This window comes from Neptunomonas concharum (assembly GCF_008630635.1).
Lineage (GTDB): Bacteria > Pseudomonadota > Gammaproteobacteria > Pseudomonadales > Balneatricaceae > Neptunomonas > Neptunomonas concharum.
Genome location: NZ_CP043869.1, coordinates 115131 through 138563, shown reverse-complemented (window position 1 = coordinate 138563; position 23433 = coordinate 115131). Strand labels below are relative to the sequence as shown.

14 protein-coding genes are annotated in these 23433 nt (G+C 46.3%); 9 read left to right on the top strand and 5 right to left on the bottom strand.

What is annotated here, in order from left to right; translation table 11 throughout:
* Positions 1-88: 88 nt before the first annotated feature.
* On the bottom strand, positions 89-979 hold the full coding sequence (locus F0U83_RS00645; RefSeq protein ID WP_138986029.1) for a LysR family transcriptional regulator: 891 nt from the start codon (positions 977-979) through the stop codon (positions 89-91).
* Positions 980-1071: 92 nt separating this feature from the next.
* Between F0U83_RS00645 and F0U83_RS00640 the strand changes: the two genes are divergently transcribed.
* The 7 genes from F0U83_RS00640 to F0U83_RS00610 all read left to right on the top strand — a co-directional run bounded on the left by F0U83_RS00640 (position 1072) and on the right by F0U83_RS00610 (position 12044).
* A complete protein-coding gene (locus tag F0U83_RS00640; protein ID WP_138986028.1) occupies positions 1072-2517 on the top strand; it encodes an aldehyde dehydrogenase family protein in 1446 nt (481 codons plus the stop codon).
* A gap of 13 nt (positions 2518-2530) precedes the next feature.
* Positions 2531-3544 (top strand): dipeptidase, encoded by a 1014-nt coding sequence (locus tag F0U83_RS00635; protein WP_138986027.1) that lies wholly within the window; start codon positions 2531-2533, stop codon positions 3542-3544.
* Between the two features lie 61 nt (positions 3545-3605).
* Positions 3606-5171 (top strand): BCCT family transporter, encoded by a 1566-nt coding sequence (locus F0U83_RS00630; protein WP_138986026.1) that lies wholly within the window; start codon positions 3606-3608, stop codon positions 5169-5171.
* Positions 5172-5239: 68 nt separating this feature from the next.
* Complete coding sequence (locus tag F0U83_RS00625; protein WP_138986025.1) at positions 5240-5620, top strand: RidA family protein; 381 nt, start codon at positions 5240-5242, stop codon at positions 5618-5620.
* Positions 5621-5706: 86 nt separating this feature from the next.
* Positions 5707-7143, top strand: coding sequence for a YcjX family GTP-binding protein (locus tag F0U83_RS00620; RefSeq protein ID WP_138986024.1), 1437 nt, complete (start codon positions 5707-5709; stop codon positions 7141-7143).
* A complete protein-coding gene (locus tag F0U83_RS00615; RefSeq protein ID WP_138986023.1) occupies positions 7143-8162 on the top strand; it encodes a TIGR01620 family protein in 1020 nt (339 codons plus the stop codon). The genes F0U83_RS00620 and F0U83_RS00615 overlap by 1 nt, the downstream gene beginning before the upstream one ends.
* A 108-nt stretch (positions 8163-8270) precedes the next feature.
* The gene (locus F0U83_RS00610) at positions 8271-12044 is read left to right on the top strand and encodes an EAL domain-containing protein (protein WP_138986022.1); all 3774 of its coding nucleotides are present in this window, start codon (positions 8271-8273) and stop codon (positions 12042-12044) included.
* On the opposite strand, the gene F0U83_RS00605 is transcribed toward F0U83_RS00610, so the two are convergent.
* Positions 12038-15103: an ABC transporter substrate-binding protein gene (locus F0U83_RS00605; protein ID WP_138986021.1), complete on the bottom strand. Its 3066-nt coding sequence runs from the start codon at positions 15101-15103 to the stop codon at positions 12038-12040. The two genes, F0U83_RS00610 and F0U83_RS00605, sit on opposite strands and share 7 nt — an antisense overlap.
* Before the next feature lie 173 nt (positions 15104-15276).
* On the opposite strand from F0U83_RS00605, the gene F0U83_RS00600 reads away from it, so the two are divergent.
* Positions 15277-17595, top strand: coding sequence for a diguanylate cyclase (locus F0U83_RS00600; RefSeq protein ID WP_211343599.1), 2319 nt, complete (start codon positions 15277-15279; stop codon positions 17593-17595).
* Positions 17596-17644: 49 nt separating this feature from the next.
* Here F0U83_RS00600 and exaC read toward each other — a convergent pair whose 3' ends face one another.
* Positions 17645-19165: an acetaldehyde dehydrogenase ExaC gene (exaC, locus tag F0U83_RS00595; RefSeq protein ID WP_138986020.1), complete on the bottom strand. Its 1521-nt coding sequence runs from the start codon at positions 19163-19165 to the stop codon at positions 17645-17647.
* 209 nt (positions 19166-19374) lie between these two features.
* On the bottom strand, positions 19375-20391 hold the full coding sequence (locus tag F0U83_RS00590) for a zinc-binding alcohol dehydrogenase family protein (RefSeq protein ID WP_138986019.1): 1017 nt from the start codon (positions 20389-20391) through the stop codon (positions 19375-19377).
* A gap of 105 nt (positions 20392-20496) precedes the next feature.
* Here F0U83_RS00590 and F0U83_RS00585 point away from each other — a divergent pair, with 105 nt between their 5' ends.
* A complete protein-coding gene (locus F0U83_RS00585; RefSeq protein ID WP_138986018.1) occupies positions 20497-21399 on the top strand; it encodes a LysR family transcriptional regulator in 903 nt (300 codons plus the stop codon).
* 52 nt (positions 21400-21451) lie between these two features.
* Here F0U83_RS00585 and F0U83_RS00580 read toward each other — a convergent pair whose 3' ends face one another.
* Positions 21452-23221 (bottom strand): PQQ-dependent methanol/ethanol family dehydrogenase, encoded by a 1770-nt coding sequence (locus F0U83_RS00580; RefSeq protein WP_138986017.1) that lies wholly within the window; start codon positions 23219-23221, stop codon positions 21452-21454.
* Positions 23222-23433: the final 212 nt, after the last annotated feature.

The window sequence follows — 23433 nt, the reverse complement described above, 5'->3', positions numbered from 1 at the left end:
TCAAAAGCTTATATCGCTTGATAAGCCAAACTTATCAAAACAGCATTACTTATTATTTTTATTCGATTTAAACAGTTTACTACATAACTTATACAGTCTTTGCCAAGATAAAGTTCACTAACGCCTGCGCTGGGGGCGTCAGCGATTTATTATTGAGTTTCACAATCCCTATTCGCCTGACCACATGGGGGTCAGCCAGCGGAATAAAGCTTAACTTTGTGCTTTCTTGTGGGAACGCGTACCAAGGCAAGGTAGTGACGCCAAAACCCGCTTCTAACATCGCAATCAAAGAGATCATATTCGAGACATAGAACTGGGAATGCCCCAGTAAAGGGCTTGCTTCGCTGTCTTCAAGCAGCCGCGAGGTTCCGTTACTGATTAAACGGTGCTGCCTAAGTGATTTCCAATGCAACGAAGTTTCGCTAGCCAGCGGATGGTCTTTGGGACAAACCACGCCGATCTGATCCTCCCAGATCGAGGTAAAGCTTTTATCTGGGTGCTCCTCTTCGTGAAACAGATGCGCTATTCCAAAATCCACTTTTTGCGTTTCTACCATTTTGAGCACAGCATCGGAGTTATCATCAAAAAAGCTGATATGAAGATCCGGCGCACCAGAAACAAATTCGTGCAACAACCCCGGCAAAACCCGACTGGCAATGGAAGGGACAGACGCTAGGCGAAGATGCCCTGTTTTATGCTCAGACAGGAGTGTCATATCTTCTGCGATACGATCATGATGTGCGATCAGCTCTTTTGCTTTTGGTAAAAAATAGCAGCCGAAGGGCGTGAGTTCTGTTTTGGCCGTTTTAGCATTACGCTTCTCAAATAGCGGCTCCCCCAGCTTGTTTTCAAGATCCCGAATAGAGAGTGAAATTGCCGGTTGAGTGCGGTGCGCTTTCTCCGCTGCCGCATGAAACCCCTTTAACTCGGCGACCCAAACAAAATGACGTAACTGGGCAATTTTAAGCTCTGGTAACATGATAAGCTTTCCTTATCGCAGAATATTATTTATTAATTTTTATTATTACATCACACCCCCTATGATGATTCCAATTAGTTTTGGAGGTCATTATGTCTGAGTCAGTATTTCGTAATTACATTGCAGGTGAGTGGGTTGAAGGCAACAAGGGTAGCGTAGCAAATATTAGCCCAGCCGATATAAGCGATGTTATCGGCCACTACGCACAAGCCGATAAAGCTCAGACAGAGGCCGCGATTGCTGCCGCTGCGGCAGGTCAACTTGAGTGGCAAAAAAGCGGTTTAGAGCAACGCTATAGCGTACTCATGGCGATCGGGGATGAGCTGATTGCCCGCAAAGATGAACTGGGCGAGATACTCGCTCGTGAAGAAGGTAAAACGCTGGCTGAAGGGGTCGGTGAAACCTATAGATCCGGCCAATTCTTCCATTACTATGCCGCGGAAGTATTACGCCAGATGGGTGAAACCGCCGAATCCGTTCGCCCGGGTATCGAAATTGAAACCCGCCGTGAGCCGGTCGGTGTAGTGGGCATCATTACGCCTTGGAACTTCCCTACCGCTACCGGTGCTTGGAAAATTGCACCAGCACTGGCATTTGGTAACGCTATCGTTTGGAAACCAGCTAACCAAGTACCCGCCTCTGCTTGGGCACTAACCGAAATTATTTCTCGCCAAGGCTTACCCGCAGGCACCTTTAACCTTGTGATGGGGCCAGGTGCAGAAGTCGGCGATGTGCTGATTAATTCTCGCGGTATTAATGCGCTCACCTTCACAGGATCGCTAGAGACAGGTCGCAAGGTGGCGGCAGCTACGGCCGTGAATCTGGTTAAATGTCAACTGGAAATGGGCAGTAAGAATGCGCTGGTCGTACTGGATGATGCTGATCTGGATAACGCCGTTGAATGTGCCGTTGGCGGTGCTTATGGCGGCACAGGACAAAAATGTACCGCCTCCTCTCGTTTGATTGTCACCGAAGGTATTCACGACCGTTTCGTGGATGCAATGATCGAACGTATGAAGCAGCTAGTGGTTGGCCACCCACTAAAAGCCGGTGTGCATATTGGCGCGGTCGCAGATGCTCGCCAAATGGAGCAGAACCTACGCTACCTACAAACAGCTAAAGATGAAGGCGGCAAACTGGTGTATGGCGGTGACGTGCTGACTGAAGAGAAAGAAGGTTACTACATGCAGCCCGCACTCTTCACAGAAACTACTAACCAAATGACGATCAACCGCGAAGAGGCGTTCGCACCTATCGCTTGCATCATCAAAGTTAAAGACTACGAAGAAGCGCTAGCAACGCTCAACGATACCAATTTCGGCTTAACCGGTGGTATCTGCACAACGTCGTTGAAATACGCCACTGACTTCAAACGTAACGCTAAAACCGGTTGTGTAATGGTTAATCTACCAACAGCGGGTACTGACTACCATGTCCCATTTGGTGGTCGTAAAGATTCCAGCTTCGGACCACGCGAGCAGGGAACCTACGCAAAAGAGTTCTATACCGTCGTAAAAACTACCTATATCCGTGCGTAGTAGGAGTTTAGCCATGAATAATGCGCTACATAAAGAGTTGGTTGTCATTGATGGTCTGCAATATTCCAACTGGAATAGAGCCATCTTCGAGCAACTGCATCAGGGTGGTGTCACCATGGTTCATGCAACCATTGTGTACCATGAGCAAATTCGTGAAACCTTGATGCGAATTGCCGAGTGGAACCGACACTTTGAGATGAACAGTGATCTCATTATGCCGATTCGAAGCACTGCAGATATCCGTCTGGCCAAGCAACTGGGCAAAGTCGGCATTATGTTCGGCGCGCAGAACTGCTCACCCATCGAGGATGACATTGGCATGGTCGAGGTGATGCGTGAGCTGAATCTTATGATCATGCAGCTGACCTACAACAACCAAAGCTTACTGGCCTGTGGTTGTTACGAGGCAGAAGACAGCGGTGTTACACGCTTTGGCAAACAAGTCATCCGTGAAATGAACCGCGTCGGCATGGTGGTCGATATGAGCCACAGTGCCGAGCGCAGTACGCTGGAAGCTATTGAGATTTCGGAACGCCCGATCATCATCTCTCATGCAAACCCACTCAGCTTTCACGAAGCCAAGCGAAACAAGTCAGATAAAGTACTTCGGGCACTGGGTGAATCCGGTGGATTGCTAGGCTTTAGCCTCTACCCATTTCATCTCAAAAATGGCCCAGACTGCACGCTAGATGAGTTTTGCGACATGGTTGCCAGCACGGCTGATTTAATGGATATAGATCGCATCGGCATTGGCACTGACCTTTGCCAAGAGCAACCGACTGCCGTACTGGAATGGATGCGCAATGGCCGCTGGTCCAAAGAGATGGATTACGGCGAAGGCTCAAAATCAAATGCCGACTGGCCTCGACCACTAGAGTGGTTCCGCGACAGCCGCGACTTCCCTAACTTAACCCATGGACTCCTGAAACGCGGTTTCAGTGAGAAAGATGTTGCCAAAATTATGGGGCTAAATTGGCTCCATTTCTTGGACGATGCATTACAACCTATGACCCAACGTACGCACTAGCTTTAAAGCAAACGTGTGACCCTGATAACCCAATAAAGATAAGATCCATCAGGAGATAATCATGAGCATAACTAATCAGGCAACCTTGCCTGCCAGCGAGGCTGAGGATATGACCCAGAATAAGTGGCTGGCAGGCATCGACTTGCCCGTATTCCTAATTAGCGGCGGTGTGCTTGCTCTCTTTGCAGTCATGGCACTTTACGATATTAATCTAGTATCGGCGTGGGTAAACAGTGCATTTGCAACATCGACCAAATACTTTGGCGCTTACTGGCAGGTGCTGTTACTCCTTACCTTTATCATCGGTTTGTTCTTAACCATCGGTCGCACCGGTTCAGTGGTACTTGGGGGGCTAAAAACCCCGGAAATGTCTACGTTTCAGTGGATTTCCATCATCATGTGTACCCTACTGGCTGGTGGCGGCGTATTCTGGGCTGCGGCAGAGCCCATGGCTCACTTCACTTCGCCACCACCGTTGTTTGGCGGCGAAACCGGCACTGTTGAAGCCGCCTATAACGCGTTAGCACAAAGCTTTATGCATTGGGGCTTTTTAGCTTGGGCAATTCTAGGCAGTCTCACCGGTGTGGTCTTTATGTACTTGCACTATGAAAAAGGTCTACCACTGAAACCCCGTACACTCTTGTATCCCGTGTTTGGCGATCGTGTGATGACCGGCCCCCTAGGCGCCATTGTTGATGCATGCTGTGTACTCGCTGTCGTAGCAGGCACCGTGGGTCCCATTGGCTTTCTTGGCCTTCAGGTGAGTTTTGGTATGGAGAAATTGTTCGGCATTCCAAATACCTACACAACGCAGCTGGTCATTCTGTTTGGGTTAATTGCGATCTACACACTCTCGGCTGTCAGTGGTGTTGCCCGAGGTATTCAGATTTTAAGCCGTGCCAATGTTATTTTGGCCGTCTTATTAATGGCATTTATTCTAATTTTTGGCCCTACCAGCTTCATTATTGATGGTTACCTGCAAGGTTTTGGGATCTATCTTGATCAGTTCATTCCTATGGCCACCTTCCGTGCAAGCCCAGGCTGGTTGGACTGGTGGACAGTATTTTTCTGGGGATGGTTCCTAGGTTATGGTCCGCTGATGGCGATGTTTGTTGCACGTATCTCTCGTGGTAGAACCATCCGTGAAATGATTCTGCTGATCTCGATTGTTGCTCCGGTTATCACCTGCTTCTGGTTCACCATTGTGGGTGGCAGCGGGCTGGCCTTTGAGCTTGCAAACCCAGGCGTTATTTCTGAGCCTTTCACAGGATTTAATTTACCTGCGGCTTTACTGGCTATTACAGAGCAGTTACCGATGGGCTTTATTATCTCGGTTCTGTTCTTGATCCTGACGACCATTTTTGTTGCCACCACAGGTGACTCTATGACGTATGCCGTCTCTATGGTTATGACAGGCACTGACCACCCACAAAGCTCCGTCAGAGTGTTCTGGGGAATCATGATGGGGGTAATTGCTGCACTATTAATCTCTATCGGGTCTGGCGGCATCTCAGCACTACAGTCGTTCATTGTTGTTACGGCAGTTCCTGTTTCTCTTGTGTTGCTGCCTTCTCTGTGGACCGCACCCCAAATCGCCAACAAGATGGCCGACGAACAAGGTTTGTAGTTCCCTCCTATCGTTCGGAGCGGCGAAAGCTGCTCCATTTTTTTACCTATCTATTTTGAGTATTTCTTATGACCAAGCAGGCTGTTAAAACCGAGCTGTTCGCATCTAAAGCCCCACTGGAGTGGGCGGTGATTGCAAACGGTCAATTATCCACCGCACAAATCCCCATTGATGCTCAAGGCAACGTGGTTGAAGGCGGTATTGAAGCGCAAGCACGCCAAACAATGGAGAACTTCAAGCACACGATTGAAGCGGCAAAGCTCACCATGGATGATGTCACCCAAGTGCTCATCTATGTCACTGACCGCAGCCAGCTCCCTGCATTCAATAAAGTCTACGCTGAATATTTCGAAGCACCCTACCCAAACCGAGCAGCCATGGTTGTTGCGGGCCTTGCTCGCGAAGAAATGCTTTGTGAAATCGTGGCCTATGCGGCTGTTCCTCAGTAATGGATGACCTCAGCCCCTTTCTTCTGCACTTGTTCAGCATTAATCTGTCACACTCATCAGACATTTTATGAGCAAGGCAGGATTCAATGGGGCTGGGAAGTAAACTCAAGCGTTTAATCGGTGAAGATGTGCTGGATGATATTCAGCAGCAACTGAAAGATGTCGTAGAACAGGGATTAGATAGGCATTTAAAGATTGCGGTGACGGGATTGAGCCGCAGCGGAAAAACCGTCTTTATCACATCGCTGGTGCACCACTTACTTGACGCCCATCAAAGCCAATCGTTACCTTTTTTCGAGGTTGCTAGTAGCGGCCGAATTATTAGCGTTAAAAACTTGAGTGAAACCTCAGACACGCCTTTCCCGTTAAAACAAGCTATTCAGGATTTAGGACAACAGCCTCCTCATTGGCCTGCTTCGACGGTTGGCTTATCCGAAGTTAAATTGGCGATTCGCTATCGCCCCGCCAGCCGTCTCCAACGCTTGGTACAAGAAACTTCAACACTCTATTTGGACATCATCGACTACCCCGGTGAATGGCTGCTCGATCTACCTTTGCTAAATCTGGATTTTAACCAATGGTGTGACAAGCAGCGTACGCTTTTTGCGACTGAGCCTCGCGCCAGCCTTGCTAAAGACTGGCTAGCCGCCCAAGAAACTATCGACTGGCTCGCCCCTGCTGATGAAAGCGTGATTAAAGTACTAAGCGACGCCTACACCGATCTATTACATACATTTCGTGGTGAAGCCTATAGTTTGAGTATGATTCAGCCTGGCCGCTGTATTCTCCCTGGCCAGTTGCAAGGTGACCCACTGCTACAAATATTCCCCGTTTTATTCACCATAGAGCTTAATGAGCCCGCACCTGAGGGTAGTTATTATCAAGTATTGGCAAGCCGTTACGAAGCCTATCGGGAACACGTCGTTAAACGTTTCTATCGCGAACATTTCTCCCGTTTTGATCGCCAAGTGGTGTTAGTCGATTGTCTGAAAGCGCTTAATCATGGCAAAGCCTGTTTTGAGGATATGAAACTCGCCATCACTGAGATCTTACAAAGCTTCAATTACGGCTCTTCTGGCTTTATTAGACGCCTATTCAGCCCACGTATTGATAAAGTACTGTTTGCCTCATCCAAGGCTGACCATGTAACGGCTAACCAACACCACAACTTAGATAAGTTTCTGGAACTGATCATTCAGGACGCGCAGCGCGATATGCGTTTTGAGGGGATAGAGACTCGCTGCCTGGCGATTGCATCCATTCGCTCAACGGAGTCCGCCGAAGCGGTACTCGATGGCCAAACCCTCTCGTGCCTTAAAGGTACCCGCAAAGAAAACGGAGAAGAGGTCGCCCTTTTCCCGGGCGAGATTCCAACCGACTTGCCCCGTGAACAGGATTGGAACAGCAACCGCTTTCGTTTTTTAGACTTTGCCCCCCGGCGATTACCCTTAACCGACCTTAAGCCAGAACATCATATTCGGCTCGATCAAGCAATTGAGTTTTTAACCAAGGAGATGTTCTGATGGCCGACCAGCCCCAATGGAAAGAAGCGGTGATACTCAAACCCGCTGATCTGAAAAAAGCTGAAGTCGAGCACTCAGAGAAACCCCTCGCCCAGGAAATACCTGTAGAGCAGGTTGTAATGGTCGCCGATGAAACCACTAAACCCGTAGAAAAAATGGAAGCCGTTAAAAAGCCCAGCCGTTGGAAACGCTTCTTCGCAGGTTCGGTGGCAACATTACTTGGCGCTGCTGTTATCGGTGAGATCTACCGTTTAATAAGCTGGGGGTTTGAGGTTCACCCTATCTTAGGTGTGACATTCAGTGGACTGGTAGGCATCACATTTGTTGGAGGTATACTGTGGTTGTGGCAAGGAATGCGAGGCTTACGCCAGTTAAAAATCGCAGAAAAGCTGCATCAAGAAGCGATCAACCTGCAAGACCAAAAAACCCATGGGCAAGCGGCTGTATTACTTAAAAAACTCGACCACTACTACGACAATACTCCACTGACCGAAACATTTAAAACAGCCATCCGGCAAGTTGATTCGGCGTATAACGATGGGGAAATCATTCGTTATGTATCCCACCATGCACTTCAAGCTCAGGATGAAGCCGCAAGGCGATGCCTGCATCGTCATAGCGTCCAGTCGGGTGTCATGGTAGCGCTAAGCCCTTATGCCACATTCGATATGTGGCTGGTCGGTTGGCGGAACCTGAAAATGCTACGGGAGATCGCTGATATCTATGGCATTTCCCCCGGCGCGGCTACCCAATGGAAACTGCTTAAAAAAGTTCTGCATAACATCGCATTTGCCGGCCTGAGTGAAATTTCTATCCATGCAGGTTCTCACCTGTTAAGTAGCTCACTCACCGCCAGCTTATCAGCACGAGCAGGTCAAGGCGTCGGGGCTGGGCTGTTTACCGCACGCTCCGGTCTACAAGCGATCAAGCTTTGTCGTCCACTACCAGTTGATGAAGACGCTCAGAAACAACTCACATCGGTCACTCAATCTATTTTGGTAGCACTCAAAAAATCTTAGCCCTTACATATAAATTCCCTACTTAATTAGTTGGTTACTGATACACATCAATACATACACCCCGTATGTCCATATAAAATGCGTGGCTTTGTGATGAATGAAACCTGAATGAAAACTACGCATACCCTTGGGGCTATCTGTACAACTTCCCTTATTTCAGTGCCTCTTGGGACTTCCCTTACGGATGCACTTCACCTTATGCGCCAAGAGTTACTCAGCTGTATCATCATTACAAATACACAGGGTGAACCTGAAGGCTTAATTAGTGAGTGGGATATTCTTAGCAGAGCCGGTGAAGCGCCAATAAACGACACCATCGTAGACAGTATTATGTCTAGCCCCCTAATTACTGCTCACGCAGATCTTGCCTACCACGAAGGTTATCACTTACTGCTAAAGCATAACATTCGCCACTTACCCATTATTAACAATCACGGCAAAGCCGTTGGATTAGTAACAGCCACCGACTTCATTACGCATTTAGGTCCAGAATACCTACTTGATGTTAAATATGTAGACAGTGTGCTCGATCCACGTATGAGTTTTATTGACGAGTCAACTTCTCTGTCAGAAGCTCTTGCCACATTTACATCACGAAAATCCCATTGCTTACTGGTGGGTAATCAAGACAGCGTAAAAGGGATTATTACAGAACGAGATATTATTCGTGTACTTGACGATAAGATCCCACTAACTACTCAAGTCCGCTCAGTCATGAGTTCACCTATACACTCCCTTCCCTCTGGAGCACCGCTCGAAGTCGCACGTAATCAGATGATGGAAGCCAATATACGTCGAATTCTGATTATAGATGAGAACAAAGCGCCTCTTGGCCTCATTACTCGAAATGACTTAATTAGTGGCCTTGAAACACGCTACATCACTCTGCTACAGGCTTCAGTCGAAGAACTAAACAGTCGGCTAGCACAAGCAAAGTCCGAGGTGCAATCAGCTCGCTTTGCCCAAGCACTTGAGCGTGTCGCCGCGAGAATGCTCAATGCCATTAATACATCAACACTGCTAACAGAATCCATTAATGAGCTTAGAAAGGTGTTTGATGCTGACCGAGTCAGCCTATTATCTATCAATGACCCATCATTTACATCGGCTACTATTCTTTACGAAAGTTGTTCAGATGAATTTAGAGGCGCGCTTGAAACGTTCCCCGTTTTAAATTTCACACCTGAAATGACGCTACAAATTAAAAAAATTATTGATAGCGCCTCTATAGATGTAGATCACGATTCACCGGAGAATCAACTTCACTCCGTTTATCAATACTGGCAGATCCAAACTATTTTCTTTGCACCTATGCATACTGGCACCGAGCTTCCTGCATTATTAAGTGTACATTTTTGCAAAGAGCGCCACCCTGCTGAAAACTCGGAAACTCGATTGCTCCAAGAGTTCGCCGCTTATTTCTCTTCTGCACTGGTTAGCCAGCACCTAAAAGAGCAATTAAACCAAGACATCCTAAAACGAGAACAAACAGAGCAGTATCTAAAAAATATTCTTAACACCCTACCGCACGGTATTCAGGAACATAACCTAGATGGAAAGATTACCTTTAGTAATGCCGCCCACCACAAGATGTTAGGGTACGAAGAAGGTGAGCTTGTTGGTAAATATATTTGGGACTTGGACTCATCACCCTCGTTGAGAGAGAAGACAAAAACACGATTGGCCTTTTATTTAGAAAACAGAACACCTCCTGAAACAATAGAAGTGCGCAAGATTACAAAGCAGGGGCAAGAAATCGATATCAGTATTAACTGGTGCTATCAATATGATCAGCAAGGAGAGCTGGCTGGCATGTTGTCAGTAATGACTGACATAACATCTAGTAAAGCATCACATAAAGCCCTAAAGGCCAGCGAGAAAAAGTATCAGTCACTCTTTCAAAGCGCCAGTGATGCCATACTTGTTATTGACCCTCAAAGCTGGAAAGTTTGCGAAGCCAATCCCAAAGCGAGCAAATTATTAGATGTTCCCTTGGAAGAGATACTCAACACAGAAGTAAGCCAATTATGCTCACAAGAATGTACAAGCCTTAAAGTACTCAAGGCCGAACTTACTGACGGTAAGAAATTATTCCAGAACCAATCTTACCTCGTAACCAAGAAAGGGCAGCATATGCCCGTCGAAATTTTCGCTCAAGAATTAACATTGCAAGATGCTCAGAGAATTATCATTTCGATCCACGATTTAAGCTTCCAGGTAGATGCGGAGGAGCGCTTACGACAATCAGCGGTCGTCTTTGAGAACAGCCTTGAAGGGGTCATTATAACGGATGCGTCCACCCGTATTATCTCCATTAACAGCGCTTTCACTCGAATAACTGGCTACACGGAAGCCGAAGTACTAGGAGAAAAGCCGGCCATACTTCACTCAGGTCGCCACTCACCGTCTTTTTATAATGCTATGTGGGAAGAGCTACGCACGCGCCATCATTGGAAGGGAGAAATATGGAATCGCCGAAAAAATGGTGAGACCTACCCTCAGCTTCTGACTATCACGTCCATCTGTGATACACATGGGAAAGTGGTAAATTATATAGCCGTTTTCTCCGACTTATCCGCATTAAAAGCTTCTCAGCAAGCCTTAGAACACCAAGCTCACTACGATGCCCTAACTGGCCTTCCTAATAAATTGCTCCTTGAGTCACGCGTTTTACATCGGCTTGAACTATTTGATGCGTCCCACAGGCATTTGGCCATTCTATTTTTAGACTTAGATCACTTTAAGAATGTAAATGATAGTTTAGGCCACTTAGCGGGTGATAATTTACTCGTTCTGGCAAGCGAACGTATGAAGCGCTGTATCAGCAAAGAGGGCACTTTAGCTCGTCTTGGGGGGGATGAGTTCATCATCCTCATGGAAAATCTTCAAAATATCCAAGACTCAGCGTTGATGGCAGAAAAACTCATCCAACAATTTAATGCTCCCTTTTATATTGCAGACCAAGAAATTTACGTTTCTGCTAGTATTGGTATTAGCCTCTCCCCCCAAAACGGCCACACGTATGACATGCTAATCCGCAATGCGGATGCAGCCATGTATCGGGCAAAAGCCCAAGGCCGTAATACCTATCAGTATTATTCTAAAGAGATGACCAGTCTCGCGTTTGAGCGCTTAAGCTTTGAATCTATGATGAGGCAAGCGCTAAACAGTGATGGTTTCTTTCTAACTTACCAGCCCCAGTATTGTTTGCAAAACAAACGCCTTATAGGCTATGAGGCGTTACTTCGCTGGCAGCACCCTACCCAAGGGATGATTATGCCAGATAAGTTTATTCCCATTGCTGAAGAGAGCGGTATTATCATTCCCCTTGGTAAGTGGGTGATTAATGCCGCCTGCAACGCTGGCAGTAAGCTTATAAAATCAGGTAAATCATTTGAACGAATGGCAGTTAATGTCTCTGTCCCTCAATTGACCAAGGGTAACTTCCCAAACATGGTACGAAGAGCGTTGGAAACAACTAAGTTTCCTGCACATAAGCTCGAAATAGAAATCACCGAATCATTTTTAATGGGCAATGAATTCCAAGCAGGCAAAGTATTAAGCGAACTGCGTAATATGGGAATCAGCATCTCTATTGACGATTTCGGAACAGGCTATTCTTCCCTGAGCTATTTGAAAAAGTTACCTATTGATAAGCTAAAAATAGATCGCTCCTTTATTCAGCACTTACCAGGCACTCCAGAAGACAGGGCAATCGTGCAAGCGGTCATAGCGCTTGGGAAAGCATTAAACCTTGAAGTAATCGCTGAGGGAGTAGAAACACCATCTCAGAGAGACTTCCTAGCTGACGAACATTGTGATGCGGTACAAGGTTATTTGTTCGCCCGTCCCGTAGCACTCGAAAAACTCTTGTCTCAATAGGGCAAACTAGCCACTTGATTTCGCCCTTGCTCTTTAGCCCGATAGAGCGCAGCATCAACGCGTTGTAGGATGGAATCTGCGCTATCCCCCTCCATATAAGCGGTCACACCAAAGCTGGCTAACTGATGCTCTACAACCCCAAAACGGGTTGTTTGCATGCATTGCCGTAAGTTTTCTGCACAATGTTTAGCCCCAAGTAAATCGATGCCGGGGCATATAATAATAAACTCTTCTCCCCCCCAGCGCCCTAATGTGTCGGTTTCCCGGAGGCTGCTTAAAACAACCTCAGTTGTCATTTTAAGTACGTAGTCGCCCATGGGATGACCAAAGGTATCGTTGACTTGTTTGAAGTGATCTAAGTCCATCATAATCAAGGAGAAAGTGCCGCCATAGCGATTAACACGCTTGAGCTCCTTCTCCAGTAACATATTAATTTTTACGCGATTAAAAACACCCGTTAATGAATCAGTAACTGAAATCTCTTCAAGCTCCAAGTTCTTTCGCAATAACTCTTCATGGGCTTTTTCGATCTGTTGGTTATAGCGTTTAAGCACATAATGCCGATAGATAAAGAAAAGCACCAAAGCGCTACTAACCGCCAGAATAATAAGTACTAACGTATAATCGACACTTTTAATATACTCAACGGGTGCCCATCGGCTGCGTATGTTTTGATGATCATTAGGAGATAGATGCGCAACCGCTTTTTGCATAATGCCTAATAACTCAGGATCATCATTACGTACTCCAACAGACAACTCTCGACGCAGATCTAAACGCCCAGTTATAGCAACACCAGGTAAACCTAACTCGCGTATACCATAGCCAATACTGGCTACGGAATCGATCACACCAAATAACGAACCCGATTCAACTTTCAGTAACCCCTCTTCGAGCGTGCCAACCGGTACAAATTGAGCGTTGGGGTAGGCTTTTTTAAGTTTTTCATAGATAGAGTAGCCTTCCACAATACCTATTTTCTCATCCATTACTTGGGAGATATCTTCTATATAGAGCGTTTCTTTTCTGGTTGCTATCACATAAGGGATTGTTAAAACAGGCGAGGTAAAGTTCAAATATTCGGAGCGGCTTGGTGTACTGGATAACAAAGAAACCAAGTCGCATTCACGCTGCTTTGCCGCAGCTAAAGCGTCGGCCCAGCTATCTACTCGCAATACATCAAAAGACGTTCCCAGATAAGACGCAAACAAAGCAAAGTAGTCAGCAGCCATTCCCACATGCTGCCCTGTTGCATCTCGTGCTTCAAATGGCATCCATTTGGGGTCAATACACAGCTTTATGCTCCCCTTTTCCTGCAGATACTGTCTTTCATCCAGCGTCAACCCTATGGGCGTATTCACTCGGGGTTGTCCCCATTTGCGCCGCAATACAACAATATCGTCTTCGGAAACCGCCGCTATGCCTTTAGCTAAGATATCTCTCAATAAGGCATTGTCTTTATTCACGGCAATACGCATTTGGCTTGTAAAGAGCGGGTCATCGACGATAGAGACAAGCGCCAGATTAGATATAAAGTGTTTTTCTGCTAAATAATTGATAACGCCTGTTCGGCCGATAATAGCATCGGCATCTCCCACCGCTACCGCCTCCATGCTAGCAACCGAATCACGATATGCAACACGCTCAATATCGGGGTAATGGCGTGTTAATAGCTCTTCGATAAAAAAACCTTTGGGGACGGCAACACGTTTACCTCGTAAATCGCCCATCCCCTTAATCGATTCACTGGCAGAGCCTGAACGCACATAAATACCCGAACTGGCCGACAAATAAGGAGGCGTGAATAGAAAGTTTTTAGCACGACTCTCCGTTTCAACTATATTCAACATCACATCAATCTGGCCATCTTTGAGCATACGCATAAAGTCTGCCCACTCATAACCGCTTACATACTCAACATGAAGGCCTAATTTCTCAGCTACAAGGTTCATATAGTCAATCGAATAACCTGCGGGCACGCCATCGAGATTAAAGTTCAGAGGGGGCCAATTGCTTTCATTATGAACACGAAGGGTAGGTTGGGATTCAAGAAAAGCGATCTCCTCTTCACTTAGGAGCAACGGTGGTGTTACTTTTTCTGCAGAAAATACGAACGTACTCAGATCGAGCGTGCGACTAACCGGGAAGTCCAAATCCAAATAGATCGTTGATATTTGCTTCAGCCGATCTTCATTAATACTGCCCAGTGTGTAAACGTTGGGCAGTATAGCCTTACGGATTTCGGCTGCTTCAAACTGCAAAGCAGGTAACGTCTTACCTGTTTCATACTCCTCTGCTAACAGTCTGATTATCTCTTCAGGGTGATCGAGAGCGTAAGCCCAACCTTGAAGCGTCGCTTGTAAAAACTTACTCGCTCGATCTGTATGTTGTGTTGCCTCCCTCTCAGACGTAAATAAATTACCGCTATAAAGCAATCCCGCATAATTATTAGGGTTTAATAAATTATAACGAACGCCACGCTGGTCGAGCTCATAAAGCTGATTGCTTGTATAGACGGTCATAGCATCAACGCCGCCGGAAGCAAAGGCATCAATATTGAAGGTATGGGGAATCTGGCTATACTGCTCATCACTGATGCTGAATTGTCGAAGCATCGTTGCCATTCCAGCATCAGATAGCTCCCCAGGCACGGCCATAATTCGTTTACCGATGAGATCTTTTGGGGAACGTATATCGGGCCGAACCACCAGCATATGCGGAGAGTGCTTCAGGATGTTGGCCAGCATAACCACTGGCTCACCTTGCATATGGGCAAGTACGATCTGACTATAGTCAACACCATAGTTACCTTCAGCAGCAAGCACTTGATTCTTGATACTTTGATTTTGGTCTAGTTCATGTATCTCTACATCCAGCCCCAGAGCTGAATAAAACCCTTTATGTTTCGCCGCATAATAACCCGCAAATTCAAACTGATGATGCCAGTTTAGATAAAGGTTAACCTTTTGCTGTGGCTCAACGACATGGGCCTGAATGACACAAGAAAATAATAAACAACCAACACAAAGAAAACGTAACAGCGTGTTAACCAATAGCAACTACCTATAGCCTAGTGGCCTTATAATATTACTGTCATTTTATTATATGCCAAAACACACCAAGGAGTGGGCAGGTTTATTCAATTTAACGACTTGAAGGAAGAAAATAAATATTCTGCTAAGATCAATAGAGGACTAACATCAACAGTAACCTCCCTAAGCTTGTGGGGTCTATGGCGAGACAGACAATGGATGTGATGTATAACCCACCAGCACAGCACCGCCTACGAAGCCGCTTTTTGTGTTGCCTATCCCTAATTGTTTTTTCCTTGCTGTTAAGCGAACCCTCACCGGCTCTGGAGAGAGTATCCCTACAACTGGACTGGAAGTTCCAATTCGAGTTTGCAGGGTTCATCATGGCAAAAGAAAAGGGCTACTACGAACACGCTGGACTAGATGTAGAGTTACTAGAATACCAAGCAGGTATCGACACTGTTGAAAAGATACTCTCACGGCAAAATAACTATGGCATTCACAACTCCAGTGTCGTGATACATGATGGCGAACTGCAGCCCGTTATCCTGTTAGCAACCTACTACCAGCAATCTCCTCTTATTTTCGTTACATCCAAAGAGATTAAAACACCCAAAGATATGATTGGTAAAACCATCATGGGGACAACCGACGAACTTAAATATAGCTCACTAGCACTCATGCTAGACCACTTCTTCATTACCCGCAGTAACACCAACTTCGTAGAACATTCATTCAACATCGATGATTTCATTAATAAAAAAGTGGATGTAATGAGCGCTTTTCGCACCAACCAGCTTTTTGAACTGGATCAGCTTGGGATCGAATACAACATTATTGACCCTGCCGACTTCGGCTTTTTTATGAGCGCAGTCAATCTATTCACCTCTCAGGAGGAGGCGCTACAACACCCAGAAAGAACCCGTAAATTTATTGATGCATCCAACAAAGGTTGGGCTTATGCTCTTGAGAACCCAAGGGAAACCATTGCAACGATCTACAATAAATACTCCCAACGAAAGTCTGTTCCAGCCCTGATGCATGAAGTGGCGATAACGAAAAAAATGATGTTATTAGACTTCTTCAAAATCGGTGAAATAAATACCGACCTAAGCGTACGCGCTATCAAACAACTGCACCATAGCGGTTTGTTGCCTCTTAACCAGAAGCTTGGAACCTTTCTGTTTGATGACTTATTAGCAAACAATAGTCAAAATGTTATCTTCAATGAAAAGCAACAGCTTTTTCTACATCACAAAAAAACGATTAAAATGTGTACAGATCCTAGCTGGATGCCCTTTGAAAGCATACAGCAAGGCAAACATATAGGCATTGCTGCCGATTTGATACGTACGCTGTCCTCGCAATTGCCCATACCCATAACGCTCGTCAATACCCCTAGCTGGCAATCATCTCTGGAGAAGGTAAAAAACGGCCATTGCGACATTTTGTCATTAGCGTCCGCCACACCCGATCGTAGCGCTTACTTAGACTTCACAAAGCCTTACCTGAGTTTTCCTGTTGTTATAGCGACCACTTACGATAAGTTCTTTATCAGCGAGATAGAAGATGTCAAAAATGAGAAGCTAGGTGTTGTGAGAGGTTACGCTATCGCAGAAACACTCAAGCGGAACATTCCTGACATTAATCTTATCGAAGTGGAGTCTATCGACGACGGGCTTAAGCGTGTCGAGAGCGGAGAGCTATATGGATATATTGACAATATCGTGACGATTGCAGCGGCCGTCCAAAGAGACTTTTCAGGTATGTTAAAGATCTCTGCGCGGTTGGATGAAGACGTCAAACTGTCTATAGCTACACGAAAAGATGAACCGGAACTTCAAGAGATTTTCCAAAAGCTCATCACCACCCTTCAGCCTGAAGATATACAAAGCGCATATAACAAGTGGGTTTCCGTCAAACAAGAGGTTTCTTTTGACTACGCGCTAATGTGGAAGGTGCTGGCGGGATTATTCATTATCTCCTTCGGGTTTATCTATCATAACTATCAATTGCGCTCCCTTAACCAAAAACTCAAAACCCTCTCTAACACAGACAAATTAACGGGGCTGTATAACCGTGTCAAAATAGACGAGGTACTCGTGCGACAAAAAGCAGAGGTCGATAGATATGAAACCGAAGCAGCGATCATCTTGCTAGATATTGATTTGTTCAAACACGTGAATGACACCTTTGGTCACGTTGTAGGAGATATGGTTCTGGTCGAATTCGCCAACATTATTAAAAGCAACGTCCGAGCCACAGATTATGTCGGACGCTGGGGTGGTGAAGAGTTTATTATCATTTGTCCCAATATTACACAACGAGCCGCCCAACTACTTACGAACAAACTCCTAGAAAAAGTCAGACACTATTCCTTTCATATCGTGGGAAGTCTCACTGCCAGTGCAGGCGTTGCCTCTTTTTCAGCATCCCGCAGTATCAAAGAAACATTATGTGATGTAGATGAGGCGCTTTATCAGGCTAAAGAGGCAGGAAGAGACAAAGCAGTTTGGTGACAAAAAAAGAGGGCCGAAGCCCTCTCAAAGAAGCGTACAAACTTGAAGCTTAGAAGAAACCTAGCGGGTTAACATCGTAGCTTACCAGCAAGTTTTTCGTCTGCTGGTAATGATCCATCATCATTTTGTGGGTCTCACGACCTACACCTGATTTCTTGTATCCACCGAATGCAGCATGTGCAGGATAATGGTGATAGCAGTTAGTCCAAACACGACCCGCTTCAATACCACGACCCATACGGTAAGACAGGTTCATGTCACGAGTCCAGACACCAGCACCCAAGCCGAATTCAGTATCGTTAGCAATTGCTAGCGCTTCCGCTTCATCTTTGAAGGTTGTTACGGAAACAACAGGACCAAAGATCTCTTCCTGGAAGACACGCATACTGTTGTTACCTTTCAGCAGCGTAGGCTGAATGTAGTAGCCTTTATTCAGGCCATCAGACAAGCTTTCAGCTGCACCACCGGTCAGTACTTCAGCACCTTCATTACGGCCGATTTCGAAGTAGCTCAAGATCTTATCAAACTGCTCCTGAGATGCTTGCGCACCCACCATGACTTCGGTATCCAGTGGATTACCGCGTTTGATCTGACCAATACGCTCAATCACCATACCGATGAATTTTTCGTAGATAGATTCTTGAACCAGCAAGCGCGATGGGCACGTACATACTTCACCTTGGTTGAAGAAGGCCAGAACCGTTCCTTCAACACACTTGCTGATGAACTCATCTTCATGGTTCATGATATCTTCGAAGTAAATGTTTGGAGATTTACCACCTAACTCAACCGTTGATGGAATAATATTCTCTGCCGCACACTTCAGGATGTGTGAGCCTACCGGTGTGGAGCCCGTAAATGCGATCTTAGCAATACGCTTGCTGGTTGCCAGCGCTTGACCTGCTTCAGCACCGTAGCCATTAACAACGTTTAGAACACCCGCTGGTAACAAATCACCGATGATTTCCATCATCACCAGAATAGAGGCTGGCGTCTGCTCAGCTGGCTTCAATACGATACAGTTACCGGTTGCCAGTGCTGGAGCCAGTTTCCATGCAGCCATAAGCAATGGGAAGTTCCATGGGATGATCTGACCAACAACACCTAGCGGCTCATGGAAGTGGTAAGCAACCGTATTACCATCGATTTCACCAATAGAACCTTCCTGCGCACGGATACAACCAGCATAGTAACGGAAGTGATCTACACAAAGCGGTACGTCAGCGTTCAATGTTTCACGAACGGCTTTACCGTTATCCCAAGTTTCAGCAACAGCGAGTGCTTCTAGGTTTGCTTCTAAGCGGTCCGCAATTTTCAATAACAGATTTGAGCGCGCTGTAACAGAAGTCGCAGCCCAGCCCGCTTTTGCAGCGTGTGCAGCATCCAGAGCCAGATTGATATCTTCTTCTGTTGAACGTGGGATCTCACAAAAAGCTTCACCATCAACAGGCGATACATTTTTAAAATACTGACCTTTGACCGGTGCAACCCACTCACCACCAATATAGTTACCGTAACGCTCTTTGAATGAAACGACTGAGCCTTCGGCTCCTGGCTTTGCATAAATCATTGTCTTGGCCTCTTTATTGTTATTCAGCCTTGCTTGTTCAGAAGCAAGCGCCATCAAATTAGTCACAGTTGGATATTAGCGAGAGAGGCGCTAGACGAGGTATCGCCCATTGGGTGCGAAAAACTACTACTTTAGTACTCAAATGAGATAGCGGCTTATAGCAAAAAAGCCCCGCAAGGTGCGAGGCAAAAACGACATGAACAAGGCGATTAAAAACCTTCGAGAATGATTTTACCTATAGCGGTATTCGTCTCTAGGGCTGCGTGGGCACGCTTTAAGTTCTCGGCATTGATAGAACCAAAATGTTCACCAATCGTGGTTTTAATCACACCTTGATCAATCAAATCTGCAAGAGCATTTAATAAGCGGTGCTGTTCAATCATATCGTCAGTCGTAAACATAGAGCGGGTGTACATAAACTCCCAATGTAATGACAGACTCTTTCTTTTCAACTGCATGATATCCAAAGGCTCGGCAGGATCATCAATCAACGCCAATTTGCCCTGTGGCTTCAACGCTTCCACAATGCTGGCAAAGTGTTGATCTGTTTGGTTCAAACTGATCACATGGCTGACTTCGTTAATGCCAAGCTTGCTAAGCTCTTCATGGATAGGATTGCGATGATTAATCACATAATCAGCCCCGAGCGCTTTTACCCATTGCTCGCTTTCGGGGCGGGACGCTGTACCAATGACCGTTAAGCCCGTAATCTGTTTTGCCAACTGAACCAGAATAGAGCCGACACCACCCGCAGCCCCGATAATCAACAACTGCGATCCCTGATAAGACTGGCTAAGATCAAATGACAAACGGTCAAACAACAACTCCCACGCCGTTATACTCGTCAAAGGCAGCGCCGCCGCTTGTGCTGATGATAAAGAGGACGGTGCTTTACCTACGATACGCTCATCAACCAGCTGATACTCTGCATTACTGCCTTGCCGGGTCAGGTCACCGGCGTACCACACACGGTCGCCGATTTTAAAAAGCGAAACGGAGTCCCCCACGGCTTCGACAACACCGACCGCATCCCAACCCAGCACTTTGTAATGACCGGCCTCAGGCTCTGCGCGCTGGCGCACTTTCGTGTCCACCGGGTTAACAGAGATTGCTTCAATACGTACCAATAAGTCATGACCACTAGCGACTGGTTGGGGTAACTCGACATCCTGTAGTGACTTTGCATCCGTTATGGGTAATGAATGGGTATAGCCGATTGCTTTCATGAGCATCTCCTCGAATAGATATCTCCTTATTCTCCAGAAGAACTATTAAAGGATAAACAAGTCAGTTAGAGTAACTTTTTCAAATTATTTTTGATAATTACAGCTATGAACACAGCAGACCTTGAACTTTTCATCCGTGTTGCCGATAGCGGTAATATTACCTCAGCGGCTCTTGAGCTAGGCATTTCACCGGCGACCGCCAGCGCGGCCCTTAAGCGCTTGGAGCAGCAGTTAGATAACACACTATTTGTCCGCTCGACCCGTAAACTGCGCTTGACCGATGCCGGTGAGCGATACCTGCCCTACTGCCGCCGAGTCATTCATGAACTGAGCGAAGCGCAGCAGGCACTAAATGACGAAAAAAACGAGATCTCAGGCACCCTGCGTTTATCAGTATCTTCTGACTTTGGGCGCAATCTGCTACTACCATGGCTGGATGAGTTCTTAGCCGATCATCCAAAGCTACAAGTGAGTTTGCTGGCCGGAGATAGCTTATCCGACTTTTACCATGATCGTATCGATATGGCTGTGCGCTACGGTAAGCCCGAAGACTCATCCCTAGTAGCGTTCCCTATTTGCGAAACACAACGCGTTCTATGTGCCAGCCCAGATTATTTAAACTGCAAAGGAACACCGCAGCACCCACACGATTTAGCAGATCACAACTGCTTACTCTACTTTTTAGGTGACCGAGCCTACGACCAGTGGACATTCAGGGGGAAAACCGGAGAAACCTACAAAATTAATGTGCGAGGGGATCGTATCTGCAACGATGCCGACTTCGTACATCGCTGGGCCGTGACAGGTAAAGGTATTGCCTTTAAGTCACGTTTGGACATGATCCATGACCTGAATAAGGGTCGTATTGTCACCCTACTGGACAATTTCCAAACCGAAACTGTACAACTTTGGTTAGTATGCCCCAGCAGGAAACAAGTCACACCAGCCGTCATCTTGTTTAGAGAGATGTTACGCAAACACTGCCAAGCATTGCTGAACCAACCATAATAAAAAAAGCCCAGTTTAAAACCGGGCTTTGCTCTTCCTAGCAAGGAATGTATTACGACTTAGGTAATTTAAACGTCCAAACCATACCGCCTTGGTTGAAGTTTTTCACACGCTTAGCAACTTCGCCGCCCCATAGTGGAACCGCACCGCCCCATCCGGATACGACAGAAACATACTGTTCACCATCCATATCCCACGTAATTGGCGTACCTACGATGCCAGAACCAGTGTTGAACTTGTATTTCTCTTCACCCGTTTTCGCATCAAAGGCCATCAAGTAGCCTTCTGGGTTGCCCATGAAGACCAAGTTACCCTTAGTCACCATTGTTCCACCCCAAAGTGGCGCGTAGTTTTTGTAATCCCAGACAGTTTTGCCAGTCTTAGGATCGATGGCACGCAATACGCCGATGTAATCTTCATTCATCGCTTTGATCGTGAAACCAGCACCTAGGTAAGCTGCGCCTTTTTTGTAAGAAACAGGCTCATTCCAGATATCCATCTCCCACTCGTTAGACGGTACATAAAACAGGCCCGTATCCTGTGAGTAAGACATTGGCATCCAGTTTTTACCACCTAGGAAAGACGGCGCAGCAACAATCGCTTTGCCCTGCTTACCATCAGCAGAATCAGCGGGGTTACCTGGGCGGAACTCTTCGTTATAGATTGGGCGGCCTTTGTCATCCAGTCCTTTCGCCCACGTAATTTTATCAACGAATGGGAAGCCGCGAATGAAGTCGCCGTTTTCACGATTCAGGACATAGAAGAAACCATTACGGTCAGCCGTACCTGCCGCTTTAATCGTTTTGCCATCGGCCTTGTAATCAAAAGAGATCAGTTCGTTTACACCGTCGTAATCCCACCCATCGTGTGGCGTAGTTTGGAAGTGCCAAACAATTTTGCCGTCATCTGGATCAATACCTAGGCGCGATGAGGAGAACAGGTTATCCCCTGGGCGTAAGTGAGAGTTCCAAGGGGCTGGGTTACCTGTTCCAAAGAACAACAAGTCAACATCGGCATCATAAGTACCGCCTAACCACGTAGCAGCGCCACCCGTTTTCCATAGGTCACCAGGCCAGGTTTTACCCGCTTCACCGCCGGAAATACCGTTTTCAACCTTCTTGCCGTCTTTCCATACATATCCCATATGGCCTTCAACGGTTGGGCGTGTCCACGCGATCTGCCCTGTTTTAGCATCATAGGCTTCAACCTTACCCACGATACCAAACTCACCACCAGAGATACCGGTAATCACCTTACCTTTAACCACGATAGGCGCGGCAGTTAACGAGTAACCCGCTTTATAATCACCTACGGTTTTTTTCCAGACTACTTTGCCGGTGTCTTTATTTAGTGCAACCAGCTTAGCATCCAATGTTCCGAAGATAACCAAATCACCATAAAGCGCTACACCACGGTTAATGACGTCACAGCAAGGCATAATGGCATCAGGCAAACGAGCATCATACTGCCACAACTCGTCTCCGGTTTTTACATCAATAGCAAATACACGTGAGTAGGAACCCGTGACGTACATAACCCCATCTTTTACAACAGGCTGAGACTCCTGTCCGCGTTGTTTTTCACCACCAAAGGAAAATGCCCAGACGGGGCGCAAATCTTTAACGGTTTCAGTATTTAGTGCAGCCAGAGGGCTATAACGCTGACCACGCAATCCCATACCGTTAGATACAACATCACCGGTCGTTGCTTGGTCGTTAAGAATATCTTGATCAGTTACGCCTGCCGTAACGGAAGTAGAAAGGGATATGGCTACTGTCAAAGCGCTAACAGCAAACCCTTTGCCCATAATTGATTTGTTCATCACAAAGCTCCTGTAAGGAATCGGTTCTTATTGTGGGGCGTTGGAGGCTTCGGGAATTTTTCCCGAACACTATGTGACATTTTCATTTTTCCCAGCAATCTAACAATTAAACCCCGGACCAACTTTTCTCGTTACTTAGTACTACTCCCTTACTCAAAGGCGAATAAAAAATAAGAGCTTATAAAAAAAGAGCTCTCCTAGCTGATAGCTAA

Bases quoted from the DNA above. Each gene is read 5' to 3' on its own strand.
- F0U83_RS00645 (WP_138986029.1), bottom strand. From the start codon at position 979: ATGTTACCAGAGCTTAAAATTGCCCAGTTACGTCATTTTGTTTGGGTC.
- F0U83_RS00640 (WP_138986028.1), top strand. From the start codon at position 1,072: ATGTCTGAGTCAGTATTTCGTAATTACATTGCAGGTGAGTGGGTTGAA.
- F0U83_RS00635 (WP_138986027.1), top strand. From the start codon at position 2,531: ATGAATAATGCGCTACATAAAGAGTTGGTTGTCATTGATGGTCTGCAA.
- F0U83_RS00630 (WP_138986026.1), top strand. From the start codon at position 3,606: ATGAGCATAACTAATCAGGCAACCTTGCCTGCCAGCGAGGCTGAGGAT.
- F0U83_RS00625 (WP_138986025.1), top strand. From the start codon at position 5,240: ATGACCAAGCAGGCTGTTAAAACCGAGCTGTTCGCATCTAAAGCCCCA.
- F0U83_RS00620 (WP_138986024.1), top strand. From the start codon at position 5,707: ATGGGGCTGGGAAGTAAACTCAAGCGTTTAATCGGTGAAGATGTGCTG.
- F0U83_RS00615 (WP_138986023.1), top strand. From the start codon at position 7,143: ATGGCCGACCAGCCCCAATGGAAAGAAGCGGTGATACTCAAACCCGCT.
- F0U83_RS00610 (WP_138986022.1), top strand. From the start codon at position 8,271: ATGAAAACTACGCATACCCTTGGGGCTATCTGTACAACTTCCCTTATT.
- F0U83_RS00600 (WP_211343599.1), top strand. From the start codon at position 15,277: ATGGCGAGACAGACAATGGATGTGATGTATAACCCACCAGCACAGCAC.
- exaC (WP_138986020.1), bottom strand. From the start codon at position 19,165: ATGATTTATGCAAAGCCAGGAGCCGAAGGCTCAGTCGTTTCATTCAAA.
- F0U83_RS00590 (WP_138986019.1), bottom strand. From the start codon at position 20,391: ATGAAAGCAATCGGCTATACCCATTCATTACCCATAACGGATGCAAAG.
- F0U83_RS00585 (WP_138986018.1), top strand. From the start codon at position 20,497: ATGAACACAGCAGACCTTGAACTTTTCATCCGTGTTGCCGATAGCGGT.
- F0U83_RS00580 (WP_138986017.1), bottom strand. From the start codon at position 23,221: ATGAACAAATCAATTATGGGCAAAGGGTTTGCTGTTAGCGCTTTGACA.